The sequence below is a fragment of the Pseudomonas citrullilanati genome (genome assembly GCF_030580855.1).
Lineage (GTDB): Bacteria > Pseudomonadota > Gammaproteobacteria > Pseudomonadales > Pseudomonadaceae > Aquipseudomonas > Aquipseudomonas citrulli.
The window spans coordinates 276967-299144 of the sequence record NZ_JAUQOP010000001.1 but is presented as its reverse complement, the minus strand read 5'-3'; the positions used below and the strand labels follow the sequence as shown (position 1 = coordinate 299144).

18 protein-coding genes are annotated in these 22178 nt (G+C 63.5%); 11 read left to right on the top strand and 7 right to left on the bottom strand.

The window, feature by feature from the left end; all coding sequences use genetic code 11:
- Nucleotides 1-295: 295 nt before the first annotated feature.
- The 7 genes from Q6A48_RS01305 to Q6A48_RS01275 all read left to right on the top strand — a co-directional run bounded on the left by Q6A48_RS01305 (nt 296) and on the right by Q6A48_RS01275 (nt 10513).
- Nucleotides 296-610 carry an ElaB/YgaM/YqjD family protein gene (locus Q6A48_RS01305; RefSeq protein WP_304551335.1) on the top strand — a complete coding sequence of 105 codons (315 nt, stop codon included), beginning with the start codon at nt 296-298 and terminating at the stop codon, nt 608-610.
- Nucleotides 610-1002, top strand: coding sequence for a phage holin family protein (locus tag Q6A48_RS01300; protein WP_304551334.1), 393 nt, complete (start codon nt 610-612; stop codon nt 1000-1002). The genes Q6A48_RS01305 and Q6A48_RS01300 overlap by 1 nt, the downstream gene beginning before the upstream one ends.
- Nucleotides 999-1334, top strand: coding sequence for a hypothetical protein (locus Q6A48_RS01295; protein ID WP_304551333.1), 336 nt, complete (start codon nt 999-1001; stop codon nt 1332-1334). Before Q6A48_RS01300 ends, Q6A48_RS01295 begins: the two co-directional genes overlap by 4 nt.
- Nucleotides 1335-1506: 172 nt before the next feature.
- Nucleotides 1507-2835: a deoxyguanosinetriphosphate triphosphohydrolase gene (locus Q6A48_RS01290; protein WP_304551332.1), complete on the top strand. Its 1329-nt coding sequence runs from the start codon at nt 1507-1509 to the stop codon at nt 2833-2835.
- A gap of 356 nt (nt 2836-3191) precedes the next feature.
- Nucleotides 3192-3818: a response regulator transcription factor gene (locus tag Q6A48_RS01285; RefSeq protein ID WP_304551331.1), complete on the top strand. Its 627-nt coding sequence runs from the start codon at nt 3192-3194 to the stop codon at nt 3816-3818.
- Between the two features lie 10 nt (nt 3819-3828).
- Nucleotides 3829-7446 (top strand): transporter substrate-binding domain-containing protein, encoded by a 3618-nt coding sequence (locus Q6A48_RS01280; RefSeq protein ID WP_304551329.1) that lies wholly within the window; start codon nt 3829-3831, stop codon nt 7444-7446.
- Between the two features lie 115 nt (nt 7447-7561).
- A complete protein-coding gene (locus Q6A48_RS01275; protein WP_304551327.1) occupies nt 7562-10513 on the top strand; it encodes an HD domain-containing phosphohydrolase in 2952 nt (983 codons plus the stop codon).
- Between the two features lie 59 nt (nt 10514-10572).
- Here the strand turns inward: Q6A48_RS01275 and msrC are convergent, their stop codons facing one another.
- Complete coding sequence (msrC, locus tag Q6A48_RS01270) at nt 10573-11055, bottom strand: free L-methionine (R)-S-oxide reductase MsrC (RefSeq protein ID WP_304551325.1); 483 nt, start codon at nt 11053-11055, stop codon at nt 10573-10575.
- A complete protein-coding gene (locus tag Q6A48_RS01265; RefSeq protein WP_304551322.1) occupies nt 11052-11942 on the bottom strand; it encodes an ATP-binding protein in 891 nt (296 codons plus the stop codon). Before Q6A48_RS01265 ends, msrC begins: the two co-directional genes overlap by 4 nt.
- Nucleotides 11943-12105: 163 nt before the next feature.
- On the opposite strand from Q6A48_RS01265, the gene Q6A48_RS01260 reads away from it, so the two are divergent.
- The gene (locus tag Q6A48_RS01260) at nt 12106-14427 is read left to right on the top strand and encodes a hybrid sensor histidine kinase/response regulator (protein ID WP_304551320.1); all 2322 of its coding nucleotides are present in this window, start codon (nt 12106-12108) and stop codon (nt 14425-14427) included.
- Here Q6A48_RS01260 and Q6A48_RS01255 read toward each other — a convergent pair.
- The 3 genes from Q6A48_RS01255 to msrB form a co-directional block, all read right to left on the bottom strand.
- Nucleotides 14411-14872 (bottom strand): MarR family winged helix-turn-helix transcriptional regulator, encoded by a 462-nt coding sequence (locus Q6A48_RS01255; RefSeq protein ID WP_304551318.1) that lies wholly within the window; start codon nt 14870-14872, stop codon nt 14411-14413. The genes Q6A48_RS01260 and Q6A48_RS01255 overlap by 17 nt on opposite strands.
- Nucleotides 14869-15354, bottom strand: a complete 486-nt coding sequence (locus Q6A48_RS01250) for a glutathione peroxidase (RefSeq protein WP_304551317.1) — start codon at nt 15352-15354, stop codon at nt 14869-14871. The genes Q6A48_RS01255 and Q6A48_RS01250 overlap by 4 nt, the downstream gene beginning before the upstream one ends.
- 182 nt (nt 15355-15536) lie before the next feature.
- Nucleotides 15537-15932 (bottom strand): peptide-methionine (R)-S-oxide reductase MsrB, encoded by a 396-nt coding sequence (gene msrB, locus Q6A48_RS01245; RefSeq protein ID WP_304551315.1) that lies wholly within the window; start codon nt 15930-15932, stop codon nt 15537-15539.
- Nucleotides 15933-16152: 220 nt separating this feature from the next.
- Here msrB and Q6A48_RS01240 point away from each other — a divergent pair, with 220 nt between their 5' ends.
- Both Q6A48_RS01240 and htpX read left to right on the top strand, forming a co-directional pair.
- A complete protein-coding gene (locus Q6A48_RS01240) occupies nt 16153-17364 on the top strand; it encodes a pyridoxal phosphate-dependent aminotransferase (protein WP_095963474.1) in 1212 nt (403 codons plus the stop codon).
- Nucleotides 17365-17663: 299 nt separating this feature from the next.
- The gene (gene htpX / locus Q6A48_RS01235; protein WP_042730445.1) at nt 17664-18551 is read left to right on the top strand and encodes a protease HtpX; all 888 of its coding nucleotides are present in this window, start codon (nt 17664-17666) and stop codon (nt 18549-18551) included.
- Nucleotides 18552-18660: 109 nt separating this feature from the next.
- On the opposite strand, the gene Q6A48_RS01230 is transcribed toward htpX, so the two are convergent.
- Nucleotides 18661-19314, bottom strand: a complete 654-nt coding sequence (locus tag Q6A48_RS01230; RefSeq protein WP_304551313.1) for a thiopurine S-methyltransferase — start codon at nt 19312-19314, stop codon at nt 18661-18663.
- 103 nt (nt 19315-19417) lie between these two features.
- Here Q6A48_RS01230 and Q6A48_RS01225 point away from each other — a divergent pair, with 103 nt between their 5' ends.
- The gene (locus tag Q6A48_RS01225; protein WP_304551312.1) at nt 19418-20185 is read left to right on the top strand and encodes a DODA-type extradiol aromatic ring-opening family dioxygenase; all 768 of its coding nucleotides are present in this window, start codon (nt 19418-19420) and stop codon (nt 20183-20185) included.
- A 216-nt stretch (nt 20186-20401) separates the two neighbouring features.
- Here Q6A48_RS01225 and Q6A48_RS01220 read toward each other — a convergent pair whose 3' ends face one another.
- Nucleotides 20402-22075 (bottom strand): DEAD/DEAH box helicase, encoded by a 1674-nt coding sequence (locus tag Q6A48_RS01220; RefSeq protein ID WP_501991670.1) that lies wholly within the window; start codon nt 22073-22075, stop codon nt 20402-20404.
- Nucleotides 22076-22178 lie beyond the last annotated feature (103 nt).

The following is a 22178-nucleotide window of genomic DNA, read 5'->3' as shown; positions in this document are numbered from 1 at the left end:
TCGCTCTTGCCGGCCACGCACCAAGTTGAAACGCCTCACCGGCTTTGGCAGGGCCGACGAACCGCTTTGGTGCATCAGAACGGCTAGAACGAGGTCCCGCTTCGAGGCGCTTCGCGGATTTTGATTATTTGGGTTAAGGTTTTCGGGCTTTCGCCCAGCTTCAGCGCACCGGGCGGGACAGATGCACCAGTACATGGCAAAAGCCAGAGCAAAAGTTGTACCAGTCACTTTCACTGAACCTTCCGGCAAGGCTCATACTCGAACGCTTCAGACGTCATTCACGGAGATTCACCCTATGGCCAGAACCCAGGCACAGACTGCTCAAGAAATCCTGAAGGAAGATTTTCAGACGCTGGTCAACGACACGGAACGGTTGCTGGACCACACCGCGACACTGGCGGGTGACCAGGCTGACGTGCTGCGTAGCCAGATCAAGGAAACGCTCCAGCGCGCCCGAGAAACCCTCAAGCTGACCGAAGACTCCATGCGCGAACGTGGCGAGGCGGCTGTCGTTGCCACCGAGGAATATGTCCAGGCCAACCCTTGGCAATCCGTCGGCATCGCGGCAGGCGTGGGCTTCCTGATCGGCCTGCTGGCGACCCGACGCTGATGATCGGCCTCGACGAATCCGGCTCGCCCGAAGCGGCCACCGCACCTACGGCACGTCGCCTGGGGGCGGCATTCCTTGGCTTGCTGCACAGCCATGTCGAATTGTTCGGCATTGAACTGCAGGAGCAAAAAGCGCGCACCGTCAGCCTGCTGCTGTTTGCCGGCCTCGCCCTGGTGTTCGCGCTGCTCCTGTTGGTGGGATTGTCGGCCCTCGTGCTGATCCTGGTATGGGACACCTATCGCCTGGCAGGCATCATCGGCCTGTGCCTGTTCTACCTGCTGGCGGCGCTGTTCTGCGGCCTGCGGTTGCGGGCGGCGATCTTCGACGAATCGTCCCCCTTCCATGCCACCCTCGAAGAATTGGCCAATGATCGGGAGCGCCTGCTGCCATGAGCCTGCCTGATATCCCGCAAGCCCAGACCCGACAGGAAATGCGCAAGGCGCTGGTGCGCCTGCGCATGGAGATGCATCGCCAGGAGATCCGCCAGGAAACGCGCCAGCTCATGCTGCCTCTGCGCCGGGTGCGTGGCCTGTCGCAGAGCTGGCATGAAGGCTTCGGCATCAAGCACGCGCCATTGTGGGGCGTCGCGGCGGTGTCCCTGCTGGGTTTCTTCACCGGCAGGCGCACCCGCGCCGGACGCACCGGAGGCCTCGCTGGCCTGGTCCGACTGGCCACGACGCTGCTGCCGTTGATCAAACTGGCCAAGAGTGCACGCAAACCCTGAGGCCGGGGGCTGGGGGCCTGCTGCGCAGTCCGGCGGCAGCAGGCCTCCTCGCCACCAACGGCGTGCGCTCGCCGGTTTTTTGCCTGGGCATTCCTGTCCGGCCAGCGCTTGCGCGGCGCCTCATGAACCGGGAAGCTAGCGTCACAACCCCCATCAAACGGAGCAACCGGCCTTGGATTGGCATACCCTGCTGACACGCGAACGCCTTGGAAAACCCCTGCACAGTCCGCAGGAGCTGGGCCGCAGCCCCTTCCACAAGGACCATGACCGGATCATCTTCTCCGGGGCCTTCCGCCGCCTCGGGCGCAAGACCCAGGTGCATCCAGTGTCCAGCAACGACCACATCCACACGCGCCTGACCCACTCGCTGGAAGTCAGTTGCGTCGGACGCTCCCTGGGCATGCGCGTGGGCGAAACCATTCGCAGTGCCCTGCCCGACTGGTGTGAGCCGAGCGACCTGGGCATGGTGGTGCAATCGGCCTGCCTGGCCCACGACATCGGCAACCCGCCGTTCGGTCATTCGGGCGAGGATGCCATTCGCTATTGGTTCCAGCAGGCCGCCGGCCGAGGCTGGCTGGACGCCATGAGCGAAGCCGAGCGCGGCGACTTCCTGAACTTCGAGGGCAACGCCCAAGGGTTCCGCGTGCTCACCCAGCTTGAATACCATCAGTTCGACGGTGGTACGCGGTTGACCTACGCCACCCTCGGCACCTACTTGAAATACCCCTGGACCGCCCGCCACGCCGACTCCCTGGGCTACAAGAAGCACAAGTTCGGCTGCTACCAGAGCGAACTGCCGCTGCTGGAGCAGATCGCCAACAAGCTCGGCCTGCCGCAGATCGAGGACCAGCGCTGGGCCCGGCATCCACTGGTGTACCTGATGGAGGCCGCCGACGACATCTGCTACGCGCTGATCGACCTGGAAGACGGCGTGGAAATGGAACTGCTGGAATACCCGCAGGTGGAGTCGCTGCTCCTGGACCTGGTGGGGGACGATCTTCCCGACACCTATCGCCAACTCGGTCCGCAGGATTCCCGGCGACGCAAGCTGGCGATCTTGCGGGGCAAGGCCATCGAGCACCTGACCAACGCCGCCGCCCGGGCCTTCGTCGAACAGCAGGAGGCGTTGCTCGCCGGCGCGCTGCCGGGGGACCTGGTGGAACACATGCACGGCCCGGCCAAGCGCTGCGTGCTGAACGCCAAGGACATGGCCCGCAAGAAAATCTTCCAGGACAAGCGCAAGACCCTGCATGAGATCGGCGCGTACACCACCCTGGAAATCCTCCTCAATGGTTTCTGCGGCGCGGCCCTGGAACAGCACGGCGGCCGTACGCCGTCCTTCAAGAACCGCCGTATCCTCGACCTGCTGGGCAACAATGCCCCCGATCCGAATGGCTCGCTGCACGCGGCTTTCCTGCGCATGATCGACTTCATCGCCGGGATGACGGACAGCTACGCCAGCGACATGGCCCAGGAGATGACCGGCCGCGGCCGCCAGTAGGCTGGCGTCCTGCCGCTATGGGCAGGCCTGCTCGCGAAGGCGTTCCATCCGTCAACGCCTGATGGATTGCCCCACCGCTTTCGCGAGCCGGCTCGCTCCCACTGTATTGCGGTGTGGGGAATTCGCATTCGCACTCTCCAATTAACAACACACCCTGCAATATCCCTACACACACATTCAACAAACTGCCTCTTTCCTATTACATCCACCTACTAAAACCTAATTACACCGTAATATCCTGCCTCTTTTTTTGTAGGAACTTTCTGAAATTGAAGTTGGGTGCCCGTCTCTTCGTACGACCCTGGCTGTAACTGGGCTAAGGTGCGCGCTTTATTAAGCTCGCAGGGTATTTATTCATGAACTCCGTTTTCATTGTCGACGATCATCCGGTCATCCGCCTCGCCGTTCGCATGCTCCTGGAGCATGAGGGCTATAAGGTCGTAGGGGAAACTGACAACGGCGTCGATGCGATGCAAATGGTGCGCGAATGCATGCCGGACCTGGTCATCCTGGACATCAGCATTCCCAAACTGGACGGGCTGGAAATCCTCTCGCGCTTCAACGCCATGACCACGCCCCTCAAGACACTGGTGCTCACGGCCCAGTCGCCGACCCTGTTCGGTATCCGCTGCATGCAATCCGGCGCGTCCGGCTACGTGTGCAAACAGGAAGACCTCAGCGAGCTGGTCAGTGCGATCAAGGCCGTACTGTCCGGCTACAACTACTTTCCCAGCCAGGCATTGAACCCGATACGCCCGGACGATCCACGCAGTATGGAGCTGGATCTTTTCAAGAGCGTCAATGATCGGGAGTTGATGGTATTGCAACTTTTCGCCCAGGGCCGCACCAACAAGGAAATCGCCAAGGGCATGTTTCTCAGCAATAAGACCGTCAGCACCTACAAGAAAAGACTGATGCAGAAACTCAAGGTCAAGTCCCTCGTAGAACTGATCGAAATGGCGAAACGCAACGCACTCGTGTGAGAACAACAGGATGCTCAGATGCATAAAGGAATGCCTGCTGCTATTGAGCGCAGGGTTATATGCAAGCGTCCTCGCGGCGACGCCGGCCATGCCCGAGACGTTGACGCTGCTGGGTCGCTCCACGGCGGCCGCGTCGATCCAGCTCGACGACGCCCAGAAGGCCTGGCTCCAGGGCCGGCGGGAATGGGTCCTGGGCACCTCTGCGCCCGACTATCCCCCCTTTGACCTCTCCACCAGCGGTCGCGACTACGAAGGCATGACCGCCGACTATGCCGGCATCCTCGCCCAGGCGAGCGGCCTGCCGATGAAGGTGGTGCGTTTCCAATCCCGTGACGCCGCCCTGGCCGCGCTCAAGGAAGGGCAGATCGACCTGCTGGGCACCGCCAACGGCTTTGAAGCCCGCGACCCTGACATCCTGCTGTCGACGCCCTATGCCGTGGACCAACCAGTGCTGGTCACCCGCGCCAACGAGAGCCGCTCCCTGGCGCAAGGCCTCGAAGGGCTGCGGCTGAGCATGGTCTATCACTACCTGCCCCTGGAGGAAATCGAACACCTCTACCCCAAGGCCAACCTGACCACCTACCCCTCCTACCAGAACGCGATCAACGCCGTTGCCTTTGGCCAGGCCGACGTCTTCCTCGGCGACACCCTTTCCACCCACTACATGATCAGCAAGGGCTACCTGAGCAACATCCGCATGGCCAGCTTCGGCCAGCATGAAGCCTTTGGCTTCGGTTTCGCGGTACGCCGTGGCGACAGCCGCCTGCTGGAAATCATCAACGCCACGCTGAACCAGATTCCCGTCGCCGAACACGCCAGCATCGCCAAGCGCTGGAGCGCCGGCAGCGACGTGTACCTCGCCGATCACCGGATCCAACTGACCGACCGGGAACAGCGCTGGCTGGCGGCCCATCCGGTGGTGCGGGTGGTGGTGAATGAAAACTCCGCGCCTTTCACGTTCTTCGATTCCGACGGTGCCTTGCGTGGGATCAGCGCCGACCTGCTGGAGTTGATCCGCCTGCGCACCGGCCTGCGCCTGGATATCCAGCGCCGCCAGAACGACAGCGAGATGATCGCCGCGATCCAGGAAGGCCAGGCCGACCTCATCGCCGCGTTCCTGCCCAGCCGCGAACGGCAGCAGAAATTGAAATTCAGCCGGCCCTACCTCGACAGCTCATTCGTCCTGCTGACCCGCAAGCAGTCCGGCGCCCCTGCCACGCTCGACCAGTTCGGCAGCAGGAGCCTGGCGATCGCCAAGGGCAATCCGCTGGTCGAATGGCTGCGCGAACACTTTCCGGACATCCGCATCGTCGAGGCGGATGGCACCCTGGGGGCCATGGAGATGCTCGCCCAGGGCCAGGTCGACGGCGGGGTGAGTTCGCTGGTCATGGCCAACTACTTCATCTCCTCCCATTCCTGGCGGGACACGTTGCAAATCAACAGCACCGTCGGCACGCAACCGGCGCTGTTCGCCCTCGCCAGCGCCAAGGACGCCAGCGAGCTGAACGCCATCCTCGACAAGGCGCTGATCAGCATCGACCCCGACCAGCTGGGGGTGATCAACAACCGTTGGCGCGGCTACGTCTCGGCATCGCAACATACCTGGCGCACCTACAACCGGCTGTTCTTCCAGATTGTCGCCGGCGTTGGCCTGCTGTTGCTGTTGTCCCTGGCCTGGAACGCCTATATGCAGCGCCAGATCCGGCAACGCCAACGGGCCGAGCTCGCCCTCAACGACCAGCTGGAATTCATGCATGCCCTGCTCAACGGCACCCCGCACCCGATCTACGTGAGGGACCGCAACGGCTGCCTGCAAAGCTGCAACGACAGCTACCTGGAGACGTTCGGCGCCCGGCGCGAAGACGTCATTGGCAAGAACGTGATGCCAGGCGCCATGAGCAACGCCTTCGAGGCGCAGGAGTACCAGGCCGACTATCAACGCGTGATGGCCGAAGGCAACGCATTGATCGTCGACCGGCCGCTGCACATCGGCGATAGGCAACTGACGATCTATCACTGGATCCTTCCTTACCGGAACTCGGCCGCGCAGGTGCAAGGCATCATCGGCGGCTGGATCGACATCAGCGAGCGGCGGCAGCTGTTCGAGGAGCTGCGGGCCTCGAAGAAGCAGGCCGAAGACGCGAACCGCGCCAAGAGCACGTTCCTGGCGACCATGAGCCATGAGATTCGCACCCCCATGAACGCGGTGATCGGCATGCTCGAACTGGCCCTGAAACAGGCCGACAAGGGCCCCGTGGATCGCTCGACCATCGCGGTGGCCTACGAATCGGCCTCCGGCATGCTGGAGCTGATCGGCGATATCCTGGACATCGCCCGCATCGAATCGGGCCACCTGAGCCTGGCGCCCGAGCGCGTCAACCTGCGGGCCATGCTGCAATCGGTGATCCGGGTGTTCGAAGGCGTGGCGCGGCAAAAGAACCTGGCGTTGTCATTGCAGTTCGATGCCGCCGAAGGCAACCCGGACGTGTCGATGGACCCGTTGCGCTTCAAGCAGGTGCTCTCGAACCTGATCAGCAATGCGCTCAAGTTCACCGAACAAGGGCGGGTGCTGGTCAAGGTGCGGTTGTCGCCAACCGAGCGCGACGACGTCCTGAACCTGCACCTGGAGGTCAACGACAGCGGCATCGGCATCAGCCCGGCCGACCTCAAGCGGCTGTTCGAACCCTTTGCCCAGGTCGACAACGGCGGTCGGATGGCCCGCAAGGGCGCGGGGCTGGGGCTGGTGATCAGTCGCAACCTGTGCCGCATGATGGGCGGCAGCCTGCACATGAACAGCCAACCCGGCCTGGGCACCCAGGTCCAAGTCCGGCTGCGGCTGGACGTCCTGCCCACGGCGCCGGCCTGCGCGCCCACCGAACCGGTGATCGAAACGGCAGCCGGCGTGCTGAATGTGCTGGTGGTGGACGATCACCCGGCCAACCGCCTGCTGATGTCACAGCAACTGGAGTACCTCGGCTACCCCTACCAGGTCGCCCATGACGGTGCCCATGGGCTCGAAGTCTGGCAGCAGGGGGATTTCGACCTGGTCATCGCCGATTGCAACATGCCCATCATGAGCGGCTATGAGCTGGCGAGGGCGATTCGCCGCAATGAGTCGGAACAACGACGCCCCCCTTGCACCGTCCTGGGTTTCACCGCCAATGCGCAGCCCGAGGAAAAACAACGGTGCCAGGACGCCGGGATGGACGACTGCCTGTTCAAGCCGATCAGCCTCAGCGCCCTGAGCCAATGGATCAAGGCCGTGAAACCCAGTCGCCAGCCCAGTGTTTTCAGCCTGCAAAGCCTGCAAGCGTTGACCGGCGACGACCCCTCGTCCACCCGCCGCCTGCTGGCCGAGATGCTCAACAGCAATCGCCTGGATCGCCAGGAACTGCGCGATGTCGCCGAAGGCGGCGAGCACCAGGCCCTGGGCGAGACGGCGCACAAGATAAAAGGCGTCGCCCGAATCATGCAGGCGACGGCGCTGATCCAGCACTGCGAGGCACTGGAAGAGGCCTGTCACCCGGCCTCGGCACCGGGGCGGATTCGCGACTGCGTCGAAGCCCTCGACCAGGCCATGATCGACGTCGGGGTCGCCCTCGAAACGGCGCTCGCCAAGGCACGATAACCCAGCGTTTACTATGCTGTTCGCTCAGCAGTGCGTACTTGGGGTGTTCTCGATCAGCGTCCCCGTTACGCGAAAACACTCACTGAGAACGCCCCTTACACTTGGAGTGACTGCAATGCCCAGCGCACCGCGTACGGAAAAACGCCGGTTCCCCCTGCACGTCCATATCAGCGTGATGTTTACCCTGCTCTTGCTGCTGACCGGGGTGGTGCTGGGCATCTTCAACTATCAGCAGACCACGCGAATCATCCTTTCCAGCAGCGAGAAACTGTTCAACCGCATCGAACAGGACGTACGCCTGGACCTGTACGACACCTACGAGCCGATCCGCCATCTGCTCGGCCTGCTGGCCGACTACCCGGCCACGCGCTTGCCCCGGATGGACCAACGCCTGGACTTGCTCGGGCCCTTCAGCCAGGCGCTGCGGGACAACCCGAACCTCGCATCGCTGTACCTGGGCGATGCCCAGGGCAATTTCCTGATGGTCCGGCCGTTGCGCACCACGGCCCTGAAAACCGCCCTGGACGCACCCGCCGGCGCGGCCTATCAGGTCTGGACCGTGGAACGTCCGGCGGCTGGCGGCCCGGTACGCGCCCAATCGCTGTTCTACGACGAGCGCCTGGCACTCATCGATCGCCGGGAGATAGCCGGCGAAACCTTCGATCCGCGCGACCGCGGCTGGTTTCGCAGCGCCGCCGGCTCCGCCGAGCAGATCACCACCGAGCCCTATGTGTTCTTTTCCACCCACAACATCGGCACCACCCTGGCCCGGCGCAGCGGCGAGCGAGCGGTCATCGGCGCCGACCTGACGCTCGCGGCCCTGTCCCAGACCCTGGCCAAGCACAAGGTCACCGCCGGCACCGAGATCGTCCTGCTCGACCCCCAGGGCAACGCGGTGGCCTATCCCGACAGCAGCCGCCTGGTGGCCGACGCCCAATCGGCGCGCCGGATCCAGGCCCGCGACCTCAACCCGGCCATCGCCGCCACCCTCGACGACACCACCGGCACCTCGCGGCTGGAAGCGGCTGGGCGGCGCTGGATCGTGTCCCGCAGCCACATGCAGGAAGGCGGGCCGCAGGGCTTGCAGCTGGCGTTGCTGGTTCCCGAGGATGAACTGCTGGACGACGCCTATCGCCTGCGTTGGCAAGGCGCGCTGATCACCCTGGCGACCTTGCTGATGTGCCTGCCGCTGGGCTGGCTGACCTCCAGGATCCTGGTCAAGCCGTTGCGCGCGTTGGTGCAGGAGGCCGACGCCATTCGCAGCTTCGACTTCAACTACCCGGTCTCGCGACGCTCCCCGGTGCTGGAAATCGACCAATTGAGCGTGTCCATGGCACGCATGAAGGAGACCCTGGCCAGCTTCTTCAAGATCACCGCCAGCCTGCGCGCCGAAACCCGCTTCGCACCGTTGCTGGAACGCGTGCTGTTCGAGACCGTGGCGATCGGCCAGGCCCAGGCCGGGCTGATCTACCTGCGTGAAAACGATGACAATCGGGTCAAGCCGTATGGGTTGGTGATCGAGGGCGTGCCCCGGGACCTGGCGGCCTTCAAGCTGGACAGCCATGAACTCCAGGCCGAGCGCAGCCCCCAATGGCTCCAGCAACTGGCGGTCTCGGACAACCTGGTGACGTCCCTGGGCTTCGAACAGGCGGCCGACCTGCAAGGCGTGCTGCGGGCGATGGACGCGCCACGGGTCCACCTGATCGGCATCCGCTTGCGCAATCGGCACCAGGAAACCGTCGGCATCCTGGTGTTGCTGATCAACGACAGTGGCACCGAAGCCGACCTGGAAAAACTGCAGCCGGACCGCATCGCCTTCCTCCAGGCCGTGTCCGGGGCCGCCACCGTCAGCATCGAAGGCCAGCGCCTGCAAGCCCGGCAGAAGCAATTGCTCGATTCGTTCATCCAGTTGCTGGCCGGCGCGATCGACGCCAAGAGTCCCTACACCGGTGGCCATTGCCAGCGGGTGCCGGCGTTGACGTTGATGATCGCCAAGGCTGCGGCGGCGAGTCAGGCGGCGGCGTTCGAGGCGTACCAGCCAACGGAAGATGAATGGGAAGCGCTGCACATCGCCGCCTGGCTGCACGATTGCGGCAAGGTCACCACCCCCGAATACGTCGTCGACAAAGCCACCAAGCTGGAAACCCTGAATGACCGGATCCACGAGATACGCACGCGCTTCGAAGTGCTCAAGCGCGACGCCTGGGTCGATTACTGGCAGGCCGTGGCGACGGGCGGCGAACCGATCGCCCTGGCCCGGCAGCGCGACGCGACACTGGCGGGCCTCGATGACGACTTTGCCTTTGTCGCCCGCTGCAACCTGGGCTCCGAAGCCATGGCCGACGCCGACCTGCAACGCCTCAAAAGCATCGCCCAACGCTCGTGGCAGCGCACGCTGGATGACCGCCTGGGGGTGTCCTGGGGAGAAAACCGCCGCCAGGCACGCACGCCCAAGCCCACGCTGCCGGTCACCGAACCGCTGTTGGCGGACAAGCCCGAGCATCTGTTCGAGCGTCACGAAGCCGAGCTGATCCCGGCGGACAATCCGTGGGGCTTCAAGCTCGATGTGCCACGCTGGAAATACAATCGCGGCGAACTCTACAACCTGAGCATTACCCGAGGCACGCTGACCCGCGAGGAGCGCTACGTGATCAATCATCACATGGTGCAGACGATCCTGATGCTCAGCCAGCTGCCCTTCCCCAGCCACCTGGACAACGTGGCGGAAATTGCCGGCGGCCATCACGAGAAGATGGACGGCAGCGGCTACCCCAAGGGGCTCAAGCGCGAGGAGATGAGCTTGCCGGCCCGCATGATGGCGATCGCCGACATTTTCGAAGCACTGACGGCAGCCGACCGTCCCTACAAGAAAGCCAAGAAGCTCAGCGAAGCCCTGGGCATCATGGCCACCATGTGCCGTGACGCCCACATCGATCCGCAGCTGTTCGGCCTGTTCATCGAGGAACAGATCTACGCACGCTACGCCGAGCAGTTCCTCGACCCGCAGCAGGTCGATGAAGTCGACCGGGACGCGCTCCTGGCCCGGGCCGGATTGCGCCCATGCTGAACCGCCTCGTCGCCTCGCCTGTGCCTGCGCGCTTTTTGACGAAGCGCAGGGTCATGGGCTCAGCAGTCGGTCAGGCGCAGGAAGATCGCCGCCAGCGCTTCGATGCCGGCCTGATCGTGCTCGGTGAAGCGCGCCAGCTTCGGACTGTCCAGGTCGAGTACGCCAACCAGGCGCCCGTCCTTGACCAGCGGCACCACCAGCTCGCTGTTCGACGCGCTGTCGCAGGCGATGTGCCCGGGGAACGCGTGGACATCCTCGACGCGCTGGGTCAGGCGGCTCGCCGCCGCCGTGCCGCACACGCCCCGGCCGAAGGGGATCCGCACGCAGGCGATCTGGCCCTGGAACGGTCCCAGGACCAACTCGTCGTTGCGATTGAGGTAGAAACCGGCCCAGTTCAAATCGTCCAGCTGACTGAACAGGAACGCCGAGAACTGCGCCGCGTTGGCGATGAAATCACGCTCGTCGGCCAACAGGGATTCCAGCTGTGCCGATAACAGACCGTAGCCGTCGAGGCCCTGGCCCGTGCTCTTCAAATCGATCATGCCTTGTGCTCCAACAATTTCAGGCCCACCCAATAACGGGCGAACTGGTAGGCGCAACGTCCGTTGCGGTTGCCACGGCCTGTGGCCCAGCGCACCGCCTGCACGTCCAGCGCCTCGTCACGCTGCCAGGCCAACCCGGCCTTGGCGGCCAGCTCGCCGACCCAGTGCTCCACCACGTCGAGGAAATGCTCCTGGGTAAACGGATAGAACGACAACCACAAGCCGAACCGGTCGGACAACGCGATCTTGTCCTCGACGGCTTCGCTGGGGTGCAGCTCGCCATCGACGCGCTTCCAGTTCTCGTTGTCGCTCTCCTTTTCCGGCACCAGGTGGCGGCGGTTGGAGGTGGCGTACAGCAGCACGTTGTCCGGCGCCTGTTCGAGGGAGCCATCCAGTACGCTTTTCAGCACGCGGTAGTCGCCTTCGCCGGACTCGAACGACAGGTCATCGCAGAACAGCACGAACCGCTGCGGCAGCTTGGCCACCTGCTCGACCACCCGAGGCAGGTCGGCCAAGTGATCGCGCTCGATCTCGATCAACCGCAGGCCGTGGGGGGCATGTTCGGCCAGCAGCGCCCGCACCAGGGACGATTTTCCGGTGCCCCGCGAGCCCCAGAGCAGCGCATGGTTGGCCGGCATGCCGTCGATGAATTGCCGGGTGTTGCGACCCAGCTGTTCGACCTGGCGATCCACGCCGATCAGGTCCGACAGGCGCATGTCGAGGCTGACCTGAAGGGGCAGCAGGAAACCGCTGCGCCCGTCCCGTTGCCAGCGCGCGGCCAAGGTCTGGGTCCAATCGACGGTCGGGCGCGGCGCAGGCAGCAACGGTTCGATCCGGGCCAGCACGGCATCGGCGCGTTCAAGAAAAGCATTCAATCGAGCGTCCACGTCTTTTCCTCGGACTGGTTCACAGTAATGATGGCGCCGCGACGACGAAACGTCGTCGCCAATGGCGGGTCTACCCCGAATAACACGAGCCGGCCACGCCGGATTTCAGCGATGATCGGCTATGCTTGAGCGGCGAAGGGAAACGTAAGTGGTTCATCACTCAATGGACATCAGATTCACCCAGCGGCTGTCCTACAAGCAGGCCCGCCTGACCGTCCTGGTGGGTTTCGTGCTGGGCACCTTGTTGAGCCTGATGCAGATCGGCATCGATTATGCCAGCGAAGACGCCTCGATCAACCGGGAAATCCTGTCGCTGCTGGAAATCAGCCACAACCCGGCCTCGCGCATCGCCTACAACATCGACGCGGAACTGGCCCAGGAGCTGTCCCAGGGCCTGTTGCGTTCACCGGCCATCATCGGCGCCGAACTGGTGGACAACAACAAGACCGTGCTGGCCAGCGTCAAGCGGCCTGAACTGCAAAGCAGCTATCGATTCATCAGCGACTTCCTGTTCGGCGCCCAGCGTCAGTTCGAGGACCGCCTCTACCTCGACCACCTGCCGGGCGAATCCCTCGGCGTGCTGCGCCTGGACGTCGACACCTATTCCTTCGGCAGCCGTTTCCTGCGCCGCGCCGAAGTCACCCTGCTCAACGGCTTCGCCCGCAGCCTGATCCTGACCGGCCTGCTGCTGGCGCTGTTCTATGTGATGCTGACCAAGCCTCTGGTACGGGTCATTCGCGAGCTGAGCAGCCGCGACCCGGGCAGCAGCGAACAGAGTCGCCTGGAATGTCCCGCCGGCCACCAGTACGATGAAATCGGCGTGCTGGTGTCGGTCGCCAACCAGCAGTTCGAAAATATCTCCACTGAAATCCAGCAGCGGCGCACGGCCGAAAACCGCCTCACCGAATACCTGGCGCAACTGGAAAACATCGTCTCGGCACGCACCGCCGAACTCAAGGCCATCAACGCCCGCCTCAGCCAGTCCAACGAGGAACTGGAAGTGGCCCGGCGTACCGCGCTGGACATGGCCGAGGCCCGCTCCGCCTTCCTCGCCAACATGAGCCACGAGATCCGCACCCCGCTCAACGGCCTGCTGGGCATGATCGCGCTGTCCCTCGACGGCCCGCTGACAGCCGAGCAACAGCAGCAACTCTCGATCGCCCATGATTCGGGCAAGGTCCTGGTGGAGCTGCTCAACGACATCCTCGACCTGTCGAAATTCGACGCCGGCCAGTTGGAGCTCGAGCGCATCCCGTTCGACCTCGGCTCGCTGGTCGAAGACACCGCCAACCTGCTTTCGCAAAATGCCGCCCCCAGCGTCGAGCTGGCCTGCCTGATCGACCCGCAGTTTCCGGCCCAGGTCCTGGGCGACCCGACGCGGGTCCGCCAGATCGTCAGCAACCTGTTGTCCAACGCACTGAAATTCACCCGCTTCGGCCGGGTCGATGTGCGCTTGAGCGCGCACGAAGGTGGCGTGCGGATCGAGGTCTGCGACACCGGCATCGGCATTCCCCAGGAGGCCCAGGCGCGGATCCTGCAACCGTTCACCCAGGCTGGCGCCGGCATCACCCGTCAGTTCGGTGGCACCGGGCTGGGCCTGGCGTTGACCTACAACCTCTGCGAAGCCATGCAGGGCCGATTGACGATCAGTTCCGAGGCCGGCTTCGGCAGCCAGTTCTGCGCCGACCTGCCGCTGCCCTGCCACACCCCGGCGTCGCCGGTCGAACCCTTGCGCGGCAAGGTCGTGGCGATCACCGACAGCAACAGCGGACTGGCCGAGTTGCTTGGCATGCTGTTGCCCGGTTGGGGCGTGGATTATCTGCGGCGCTCGGTGGATGACGGGTTGCTGGGGCTCAAGCCCGATGTGCTGATCACCGACTGCCCCGAGTGCCTGTTCAACCTGCGGCCGACCTTCGACGCGCCGATCCTGCTGGTGACCGCCTACGGCAGCTTCATGCCCAGCGAACAGGCCGCCGCCCTCGCGCCGCTGCTGCAACAGGCCCGGCCATTGGCGCGCCATGCGCTGTACCAGATCCTGCGCCGGGCCTTGCAAAGCGAGGAAACCACCATCAACGACGCTCGGATCGAAGCCGTGGCGCCCTCCAGGCGCGGCCGGGTGTTGCTGGTGGAGGACAATCCGGTCAACCAGTTGGTGGCCAAGGGCATGCTCGGCAAACTGGGCTGCGAGGTCACCATCGCGGCCCACGGCGTCGAGGCCCTGGACCAGCTCGAACAGCGGGTGTTCGACCTGGTGCTGATGGACTGCAACATGCCGGTGATGGATGGCTACGAGGCCAGCCGGCAGATCCGGCGCAGCGGTCGCTGGTCGGAGCTGCCGATCGTCGCGCTGACGGCCAACGCCATGCCCGAGGAGCGCGAGCGCTGCCGCGCGGCGGGCATGAACGACTACCTGTCCAAACCGTTCCGCCGCGAAGAACTGGCGGCGATCCTGGACCAGTGGGTGCCGACTACGCCAGCGCTTTGATCTGCCCCAGCAGGCGGTCGAGACCGTCGCGCAGTTCCCCCAGGCGGTCCAGGTCAATCCCGCTGTCGCACAGCAGGCGCGCCTTGAGCGGCGCCACCTGCTCACGCAAGGCCCCGCCGGCCTGCGTCAGGCTCAAATGCACCTCGCGCTCATCGCGGGGCGAACGCTGGCGCTGGACCAGCGCCAATTGCTCCAGGCGCTTGAGCAGCGGCGTCAACGTGCCGGAATCCAGCGCCAAGCGCTCGCCCAGGGCCTTGACCGTGGGATATTGCGGCGCGTTTTCCTGCCATTCCCACAGCACCAGCATGACCAGGTACTGCGGGTACGTCAGGCCGAGCTGGTCGAGCATCGGCTTGTAGCCGCGGATCACCGCCCGCGAAGCGGCATACAACTTGAAGCACAACTGGCTGTCGAGCTTCAGCGCATCGGCTGGCAGTGGTTTCATTTGAGCAGCGCTTCGATCTCGCGGGTGAGGTCCTGGGGCTTGGTGGTCGGGGCGAACCGCTTGACCACCTGGCCGTCCTTGCCGATCAGGAACTTGGTGAAATTCCACTTGATGCCCTTGGATCCCAGCACGCCGGGCGCCCGCTGCTTGAGCTGGACGAACAGGGGGTGGGCATTGGCCCCGTTGACTTCGATTTTCTTGAACAGCGGGAAACTCACGCCAAAGTTCAGCTCGCAGAACTCGCTGATCGCGCCCTCGTTACCCGGTTCCTGCTTGCCGAACTGGTTGCAGGGGAAACCCAGGACCACCAGGCCCTGGTCCTTGTAGGCCTGCCACAAAGCCTCCAGGCCCTTGTACTGCGGGGTAAACCCGCACTGGCTCGCGGTATTGACGACCAGCACGGCCTTGCCGGCGAAGTCGGCCAGGGTCTTTTGCTCGCCCTTGATGGTGGTACAGGGGATGCTCAGCAGGTTGTCGCTCATGGCAAGGCTCCAAAGGAATGGGACTGGCGTGCAAGATAGCGAGCAATTCAATTGTGTGCAATTTAATAATCACCCATATCCACGTCCCACACTGTGGGAGCAAGGCTTGCCCGCGATGAAGGCGACAGGGTCTTTCGGAGATCGAGGTGCCTGTTTCGCGAGCAAGCTTTGCTCCCACAGCGTTACCCTCGGGGCACCAGATCCAGGCACACCGAGTTGATGCAGTAACGCAGGCCCGTGGGTGGCGGGCCGTCGGGGAAGACGTGGCCCAGGTGGGCGTCACATTTGGCGCAGACAACCTCGGTGCGGATCATGCCGTGGCTGACATCCCGCACTTCCACCACCGCGCTGCCTTCGATCGGCGCATAGAAGCTCGGCCAGCCGCAGCCGGAATCGAACTTGGTCTGCGAATCGAACAGCGGTTCGTTGCAGCAGATGCAGTGATAGACGCCGTCGGTCCTGGTGGCGTTGTATTTACCGGAAAACGGCCGCTCGGTGCCCTTCAACCGGCAGACGTTGTACTGCTCCGGGTCGAGCATGGCATGCCATTCCTCAAGGGTTTTTTCCAACTTTTCCATCGTCCTACCTCGGCAATTGAAAAAGCCCGATCCGACGCTTTTCCGCAGATCGGGCGGCACGTATGATTGCGCCTCGTCAGACGCCAGTCTGGCAGTCACGCCATGCGCATTCAAACGGATTGTGACGTCCATACCGCGCCAGGCCCGGGCACAGGCGCAGGATTCCCAGTACGGTAGTTCACACGCCGCCTGGATCGTTCATTTTCGGGAACACATCGCCATGCAGGTCAGCAAATCGAACAAGCTCGCCAACGTCTGCTACGACATTCGCGGCCCGGTGCTCAAGCACGCCAAACGCCTGGAAGAGGAAGGCCATCGCATCCTCAAGCTGAACATCGGCAACCCGGCCCCCTTTGGTTTCGAAGCGCCCGATGAAATCCTCCAGGACGTCATCCGCAACCTGCCGACCGCCCAAGGCTACAGCGATTCCAAGGGTCTGTTCAGCGCTCGCAAGGCCGTGATGCAGTACTACCAGCAGAAGCAGGTCGAAGGTGTCGGCATCGAAGACATCTACCTGGGCAACGGCGTCTCCGAACTGATCGTGATGTCGATGCAGGCCCTGCTCAACAATGGCGACGAAGTGCTGGTGCCGGCGCCGGACTATCCGCTGTGGACCGCCGCCGTGAGCCTCTCCGGGGGCAACCCGGTGCATTACCTCTGCGACGAGCAGGCCAACTGGTTCCCCGACCTGGCGGACATCAAGGCCAAGATCACGCCGAACACCAAGGCCCTGGTGATCATCAACCCGAACAACCCGACCGGCGCCGTGTATTCCAGGGAAGTGCTGCTGGGCATGCTGGAGCTGGCCCGCCAGCACAACCTGGTGGTGTTCTCCGACGAAATCTACGACAAGATCCTCTACGACGATGCCGTGCACGTCTGCACCGCGTCCCTGGCGCCGGACCTGCTGTGCCTGACCTTCAACGGCCTGTCCAAGTCCTACCGGGTGGCCGGTTTCCGCTCCGGCTGGATCGCCATCTCCGGGCCCAAGCATCACGCCCAGAGCTACATCGAAGGCATCGACATGCTGGCCAACATGCGCCTGTGCGCCAACGTGCCGAGCCAGCATGCGATCCAGACGGCGCTGGGTGGCTACCAGAGCATCAACGACCTGGTGCTGCCACAGGGCCGCCTGCTGGAACAGCGCAATCGCACCTGGGAACTGCTCAACGACATTCCCGGCGTCAGTTGCGTCAAGCCGATGGGCGCGCTCTATGCGTTCCCGCGGATCGACCCCAAGGTCTGCCCGATCCACAACGATGAAAAGTTCGTCCTCGACCTGCTGCTCTCGGAGAAGCTGCTGGTGGTCCAGGGCACGGCCTTCAACTGGCCATGGCCGGATCATTTCCGCGTCGTGACCCTGCCGCGGGTCGACGACCTCGACCAGGCCATTGGCCGGATCGGCAACTTCCTCAAGTCCTATCGCCAATAAGCTCCAGCGTGCGAGGCCCCTCGCCTCGCACGCTGTCTGATTCAGCAACATATCCGTTCCGATGACTCTGGCTGGCCTTCTACACTCAAGGCAAGGCGGCCGGCGCGCACCCGCGTCCAACGTTCACGGGGGGCCGGCACCCCATTTCTTTTCCGTGGTTACTTTCAGAAAAGTCTTTCAATCATTTAGGACGTCTGTAGGACACAGTTTGAAATAGTCGCTCAGTTGAATCGCCTGCGGCAGCACCTTATATACCCCGCATGACGCTACATCTTAAGCATGAGGAGAATTCCACCACCATGATGCGCATCCTGCTGTTCTTGGCCACTAACCTGGCGGTCGTGCTGATTGCCAGCATCACCCTGAGCCTTTTCGGCTTCAACGGGTTCATGGCGGCCAACGGGGTTGACCTCAACCTCAATCAGCTGCTGATCTTCTGTGCGGTGTTCGGTTTCGCCGGTTCCCTGTTCTCGCTGTTCATCTCCAAGTGGATGGCGAAGATGAGCACCGGTACCCAGATCATCACGCAGCCGCGCACTCGCCATGAACAATGGCTGCTGCAAACCGTCGAGCAACTGTCCCGCGAAGCCGGCATCAAGATGCCCGAGGTCGGGATCTTCCCGGCCTATGAGGCCAACGCCTTCGCCACCGGCTGGAACAAGAACGACGCGCTGGTCGCCGTCAGCCAGGGCCTGCTCGAACGGTTCACACCCGATGAAGTCCGGGCCGTGCTGGCCCACGAGATCGGCCACGTCGCCAACGGCGACATGGTGACCCTGGCGCTGATCCAGGGCGTGGTGAACACCTTCGTGATGTTCTTCGCGCGGATCATCGGCAACTTCGTCGACAAGGTGATCTTCAAGAACGAAGAAGGCCAGGGCATGGCCTACTACATTGCGACCATCTTTGCCGAACTGGTCCTGGGTATCCTCGCCAGTGCCATCGTCATGTGGTTCTCGCGCAAACGCGAGTTCCGCGCCGACGACGCCGGTGCACGCCTGGCCGGCACCGGTGCCATGATCGGCGCCCTGCAGCGCCTGCGCGCCGAGCAAGGCCTGCCGGTGCACATGCCCGACACCCTGAATGCCTTTGGCATCAACGGTGGCATCAAGCAAGGCCTGGCGCGCATGTTCATGAGCCACCCGCCGCTGGAAGAGCGGATCGAAGCCCTGCGCCGTCGCGGCTGATTACGGGAGCTTCAAGAAAAAGCCCGCAGCGATGCGGGCTTTTTCTTGTCTGGGGTTATGTGTCGTTGATCAGGGGCCTGCTCGCGATGGGCCCACCCCAATCACACCTTCAATCACTTGAAATCCGATACACCCGCTCATCCAGCCGGGTCACCCCGGCCTGGAGGAATTTCCAGCTTTCCCCCAGCACATCCTGTTCCTGCAACACCGCCAGGCGCCATTCGCTTCCCAGCAACGCCAGCACTTCGTCGTGACTCACCGAAAAAGGCGGGCCAGGCATTTCGGCCTGGTTGTAATCCAGCGTGATCAGCAATCCGGCGCAGGCCGGCAGGACGTTCTGCAAATGGGCCGCGTAGCGCTCGCGCATCGGCGCAGGCAAGGCGATCAACGCCGCCCGGTCGTACAACGCCGCGCAACCGGCCAGGTCCCCTGGTTCCAGAGCGAAGAAATCACCGCAACGAATCTCGATATCCCCCGCGGTGAAGACCTTGAACGCCCCCGCCTCGCTGATCTTCGGCTCCAAGTGGTGCTCCTGGAAAAAATCGACCACGGCCTTTTCCGACAACTCCACGCCCAATACCGGATACCCTTGCCGGGCCAGCCACAGCAGGTCCAGGCTCTTGCCGCACAACGGCACCAGCACCCGGCTGCCCTGGCTCAACCCCAATTGCGGCCAGAAACGTTGCAGGTAAGGGTTCACCTCCGGCAAATGAAAGCCGATCTGGTTCGATGCCCAACGCTTGTGCCAAAACTCCGCTTCCATGGTTCGCTCCAAAAAATCGATCAAAACGGGCTAAAACTTATATTAGATTTCGATCATTGACCTGACAGAAGATGGTGACATCTTAACGCTCAGGAGCCCGCTCATGCTGCCCAGCCTGTTTATCTCCCATGGTTCACCGATGCTTACGCTGGAGCCGGGCGACAGCGGCCCGGCCCTGGCTCGCCTCGCCGCGCAGTTGCCCCGGCCCAAGGCCATCGTGATCGTGTCCGCCCACTGGGAGAGCGATGACTTGCTGGTCAGTGCCAACCCTCGGCCTCGCACCTGGCATGACTTCGGCGGTTTTCCTCCGGCGTTGTACCAAGTGCAATACCCGGCGCCAGGCGATCCGACGCTGGCTGCCCAAGTGGCAAGCCTGCTCGATGCCGCGCACTTGCCGGCGCGCCTCGACACCCAGCGGCCAGCCGACCATGGCGTCTGGGTGCCCTTGTCGCTGATGTACCCCGAGGCCGACATTCCGGTGGTCCAGGTGTCCCTGCCCAGCCGCGAGGGCCCGATGCTGCAAACACAGGTCGGCCGGGCGCTGGCGAGCCTGCGCCAGCAAGACATCCTGCTGATCGGCTCCGGCAGCATTACCCACAACCTGCGCGACCTGGACTGGAACGCCGGGCCTGACAGCGTCGAGCCCTGGGCGAAAGCCTTCCGCGACTGGGTCGTCGACAAGCTGGCAAGCGACGACGAAGTCGCGCTGCATGACTATCGTCGCCAGGCGCCGAACGCCGTGCGCAGCCATCCCAGCGACGAACACCTGCTGCCGCTGTATTTCGCCCGGGGTGCCGGAGGCACGTTCAGCGTTGCCCATGCGGGGTTCACGATGGGCGCGCTGGGGATGGACATCTATCGGTTCGATTGACTGGGACACCGAGGTGCTCCCTTCGCGAGCAGGCCCGCTCCCACGGGGATCACGGTGAACAAAGAATTTGTGTATCACCGCGGTCCAGTGTGGGAGCGGGCTTGCTCGCCAAGGGAACACCACCGGTAAAACTGAAAAAACACTGAAAGATAGGCATAAAAAATCCCCGAACCAGTCGGGGATTTTTTATGTTCGATTATTCAGCCCAAGGGCCGATCAATCTTCGCGATAGCGACGCAGCTTGAGTTGCTTGCCGGCCACGCGAGTGTCCTTGAGCTTGGTCAGCAGTTTTTCCAGGCCATCTTCCGGCAGTTCCACCAGGCTGAAGCTGTCACGCACCTGGATGCGACCGATGGCTTCTCGGGCCAGGCCACCTTCGTTGAGGATCGCCCCCAGCAGGTTCTTGGCCGCGATGCCGTCACGGGCACCCAGGGCGGTACGGCAACGAGCGCGGCCTTCGGCCAGCGGGATCGGTGCACGACGCTCGCGGTCGCCACGGTCCGGACGATCGCCACTGCGCTCGGGACGGTCGCCACGCGGCGCGCTGTTCGGCACCAATGGACGTTCCTTCTCGATCGCAGCCAGGTTCAGCGCCTGGCCATTGGTGGCCTTGCGCAGCAGGGCGGCAGCCAGGGCACGCGGGGTGCAACCGATGTCAGCGGTCAGGCGATCGAGCAGATCGCCGTGGGTCGACTCGGCGTCGGCCACCAGTGGCGCCAGGCTGTTGGTGAGTTTCTTGATGCGGGCATCGAGAACAGCCTGGGCGTCCGGCAGGCGGACTTCAGCCACCTTCTGCCCGGTCACACGCTCGATCACTTGCAGCATGCGGCGCTCACGCGGGGTGACCAGCAGCAGGGCACGACCTTCGCGACCGGCACGGCCGGTACGGCCGATACGGTGGACGTAGGACTCCGGATCGTACGGCATGTCCACGTTGAACACGTGGGTGATGCGCGGAACGTCCAGGCCACGGGCCGCGACGTCGGTCGCCACGACGATGTCCAGGCGACCATCCTTGAGGGAGTCGATGACGCGCTCACGCTGGTTCTGGGCAATGTCACCGTTCAGCGCGGCGGCCTTGTAGCCTTTGGCTTCCAGGGCGCTGGCCAGGTCCAGGGTCGCTTGCTTGGTGCGCACGAACATGATCAGGGCGTCGAAATCCTCGACTTCCAGCAGGCTCAGCACGGCCGAGGTCTTCTGGTCGGCGTGAACCAGCAGGTGGGCCTGCTCGATCGCGGTGACGGTCTGGGTCTTGCTCTGGATCTTCACGTGCTTCGGATCGCGCAGATGGCGTTCGGCGATGGCACGGATCGATTGCGGCAAGGTGGCCGAGAACAGGACGGTCTGGCGGGACTCCGGCATGGCCTTGAAGATGACTTCCAGGTCGTCCATGAAGCCCAGCTTGAGCATTTCGTCAGCTTCGTCGAGAACCAGGTGATTCACGGTGGCGAGGACTTTTTCGTCGCGACGCAGGTGGTCGCACAGACGGCCCGGGGTGGCGACAACGATCTGCGCGCCATTACGGATTGCTTTCAGTTGTGGGCCCATCGGCGCGCCGCCGTAGACTGCCACGACCGTCACGCCCGGCATTTGCTTGGCGTAGGTTTCGAAAGCGGTTGCAACTTGCAGCGCCAACTCACGAGTTGGGGCCAGGATCAGAGCTTGCGGCTCGCGCTTGGACGGATCAATGCGGTGCAGGATCGGCAGGGCGAACGCGGCGGTCTTACCCGTACCGGTTTGCGCCTGGCCAATCATATCGTGACCGGCGAGGATGATCGGGATCGACTGCTGCTGAATGGCCGAAGGCTCTTCATAGCCGGTAGCGACTACTGCAGCGACAATATTGGGATGAAGTTCAAGAGCGGCGAAGCCGCCGATTTCCTGGGTCATGGGTCTGCCTCTAAGTGCATCCGCAAAGACCCATGCTCCAAAGCTGCGCATGCCGTGTTGAGACTCAAGAGTCGCCCTGGCAGCTTTGTCGGCGGGGATTTGC

Bases quoted from the DNA above. Each gene is read 5' to 3' on its own strand.
- Q6A48_RS01305 (WP_304551335.1), top strand. From the start codon at position 296: ATGGCCAGAACCCAGGCACAGACTGCTCAAGAAATCCTGAAGGAAGAT.
- Q6A48_RS01300 (WP_304551334.1), top strand. From the start codon at position 610: ATGATCGGCCTCGACGAATCCGGCTCGCCCGAAGCGGCCACCGCACCT.
- Q6A48_RS01295 (WP_304551333.1), top strand. From the start codon at position 999: ATGAGCCTGCCTGATATCCCGCAAGCCCAGACCCGACAGGAAATGCGC.
- Q6A48_RS01285 (WP_304551331.1), top strand. From the start codon at position 3,192: ATGAACTCCGTTTTCATTGTCGACGATCATCCGGTCATCCGCCTCGCC.
- Q6A48_RS01280 (WP_304551329.1), top strand. From the start codon at position 3,829: ATGCTCAGATGCATAAAGGAATGCCTGCTGCTATTGAGCGCAGGGTTA.
- Q6A48_RS01275 (WP_304551327.1), top strand. From the start codon at position 7,562: ATGCCCAGCGCACCGCGTACGGAAAAACGCCGGTTCCCCCTGCACGTC.
- msrC (WP_304551325.1), bottom strand. From the start codon at position 11,055: ATGATCGATTTGAAGAGCACGGGCCAGGGCCTCGACGGCTACGGTCTG.
- Q6A48_RS01260 (WP_304551320.1), top strand. From the start codon at position 12,106: ATGGACATCAGATTCACCCAGCGGCTGTCCTACAAGCAGGCCCGCCTG.
- Q6A48_RS01255 (WP_304551318.1), bottom strand. From the start codon at position 14,872: ATGAAACCACTGCCAGCCGATGCGCTGAAGCTCGACAGCCAGTTGTGC.
- Q6A48_RS01250 (WP_304551317.1), bottom strand. From the start codon at position 15,354: ATGAGCGACAACCTGCTGAGCATCCCCTGTACCACCATCAAGGGCGAG.
- msrB (WP_304551315.1), bottom strand. From the start codon at position 15,932: ATGGAAAAGTTGGAAAAAACCCTTGAGGAATGGCATGCCATGCTCGAC.
- Q6A48_RS01240 (WP_095963474.1), top strand. From the start codon at position 16,153: ATGCAGGTCAGCAAATCGAACAAGCTCGCCAACGTCTGCTACGACATT.
- htpX (WP_042730445.1), top strand. From the start codon at position 17,664: ATGATGCGCATCCTGCTGTTCTTGGCCACTAACCTGGCGGTCGTGCTG.
- Q6A48_RS01230 (WP_304551313.1), bottom strand. From the start codon at position 19,314: ATGGAAGCGGAGTTTTGGCACAAGCGTTGGGCATCGAACCAGATCGGC.
- Q6A48_RS01225 (WP_304551312.1), top strand. From the start codon at position 19,418: ATGCTGCCCAGCCTGTTTATCTCCCATGGTTCACCGATGCTTACGCTG.
- Q6A48_RS01220 (WP_501991670.1), bottom strand. From the start codon at position 22,075: ATGACCCAGGAAATCGGCGGCTTCGCCGCTCTTGAACTTCATCCCAAT.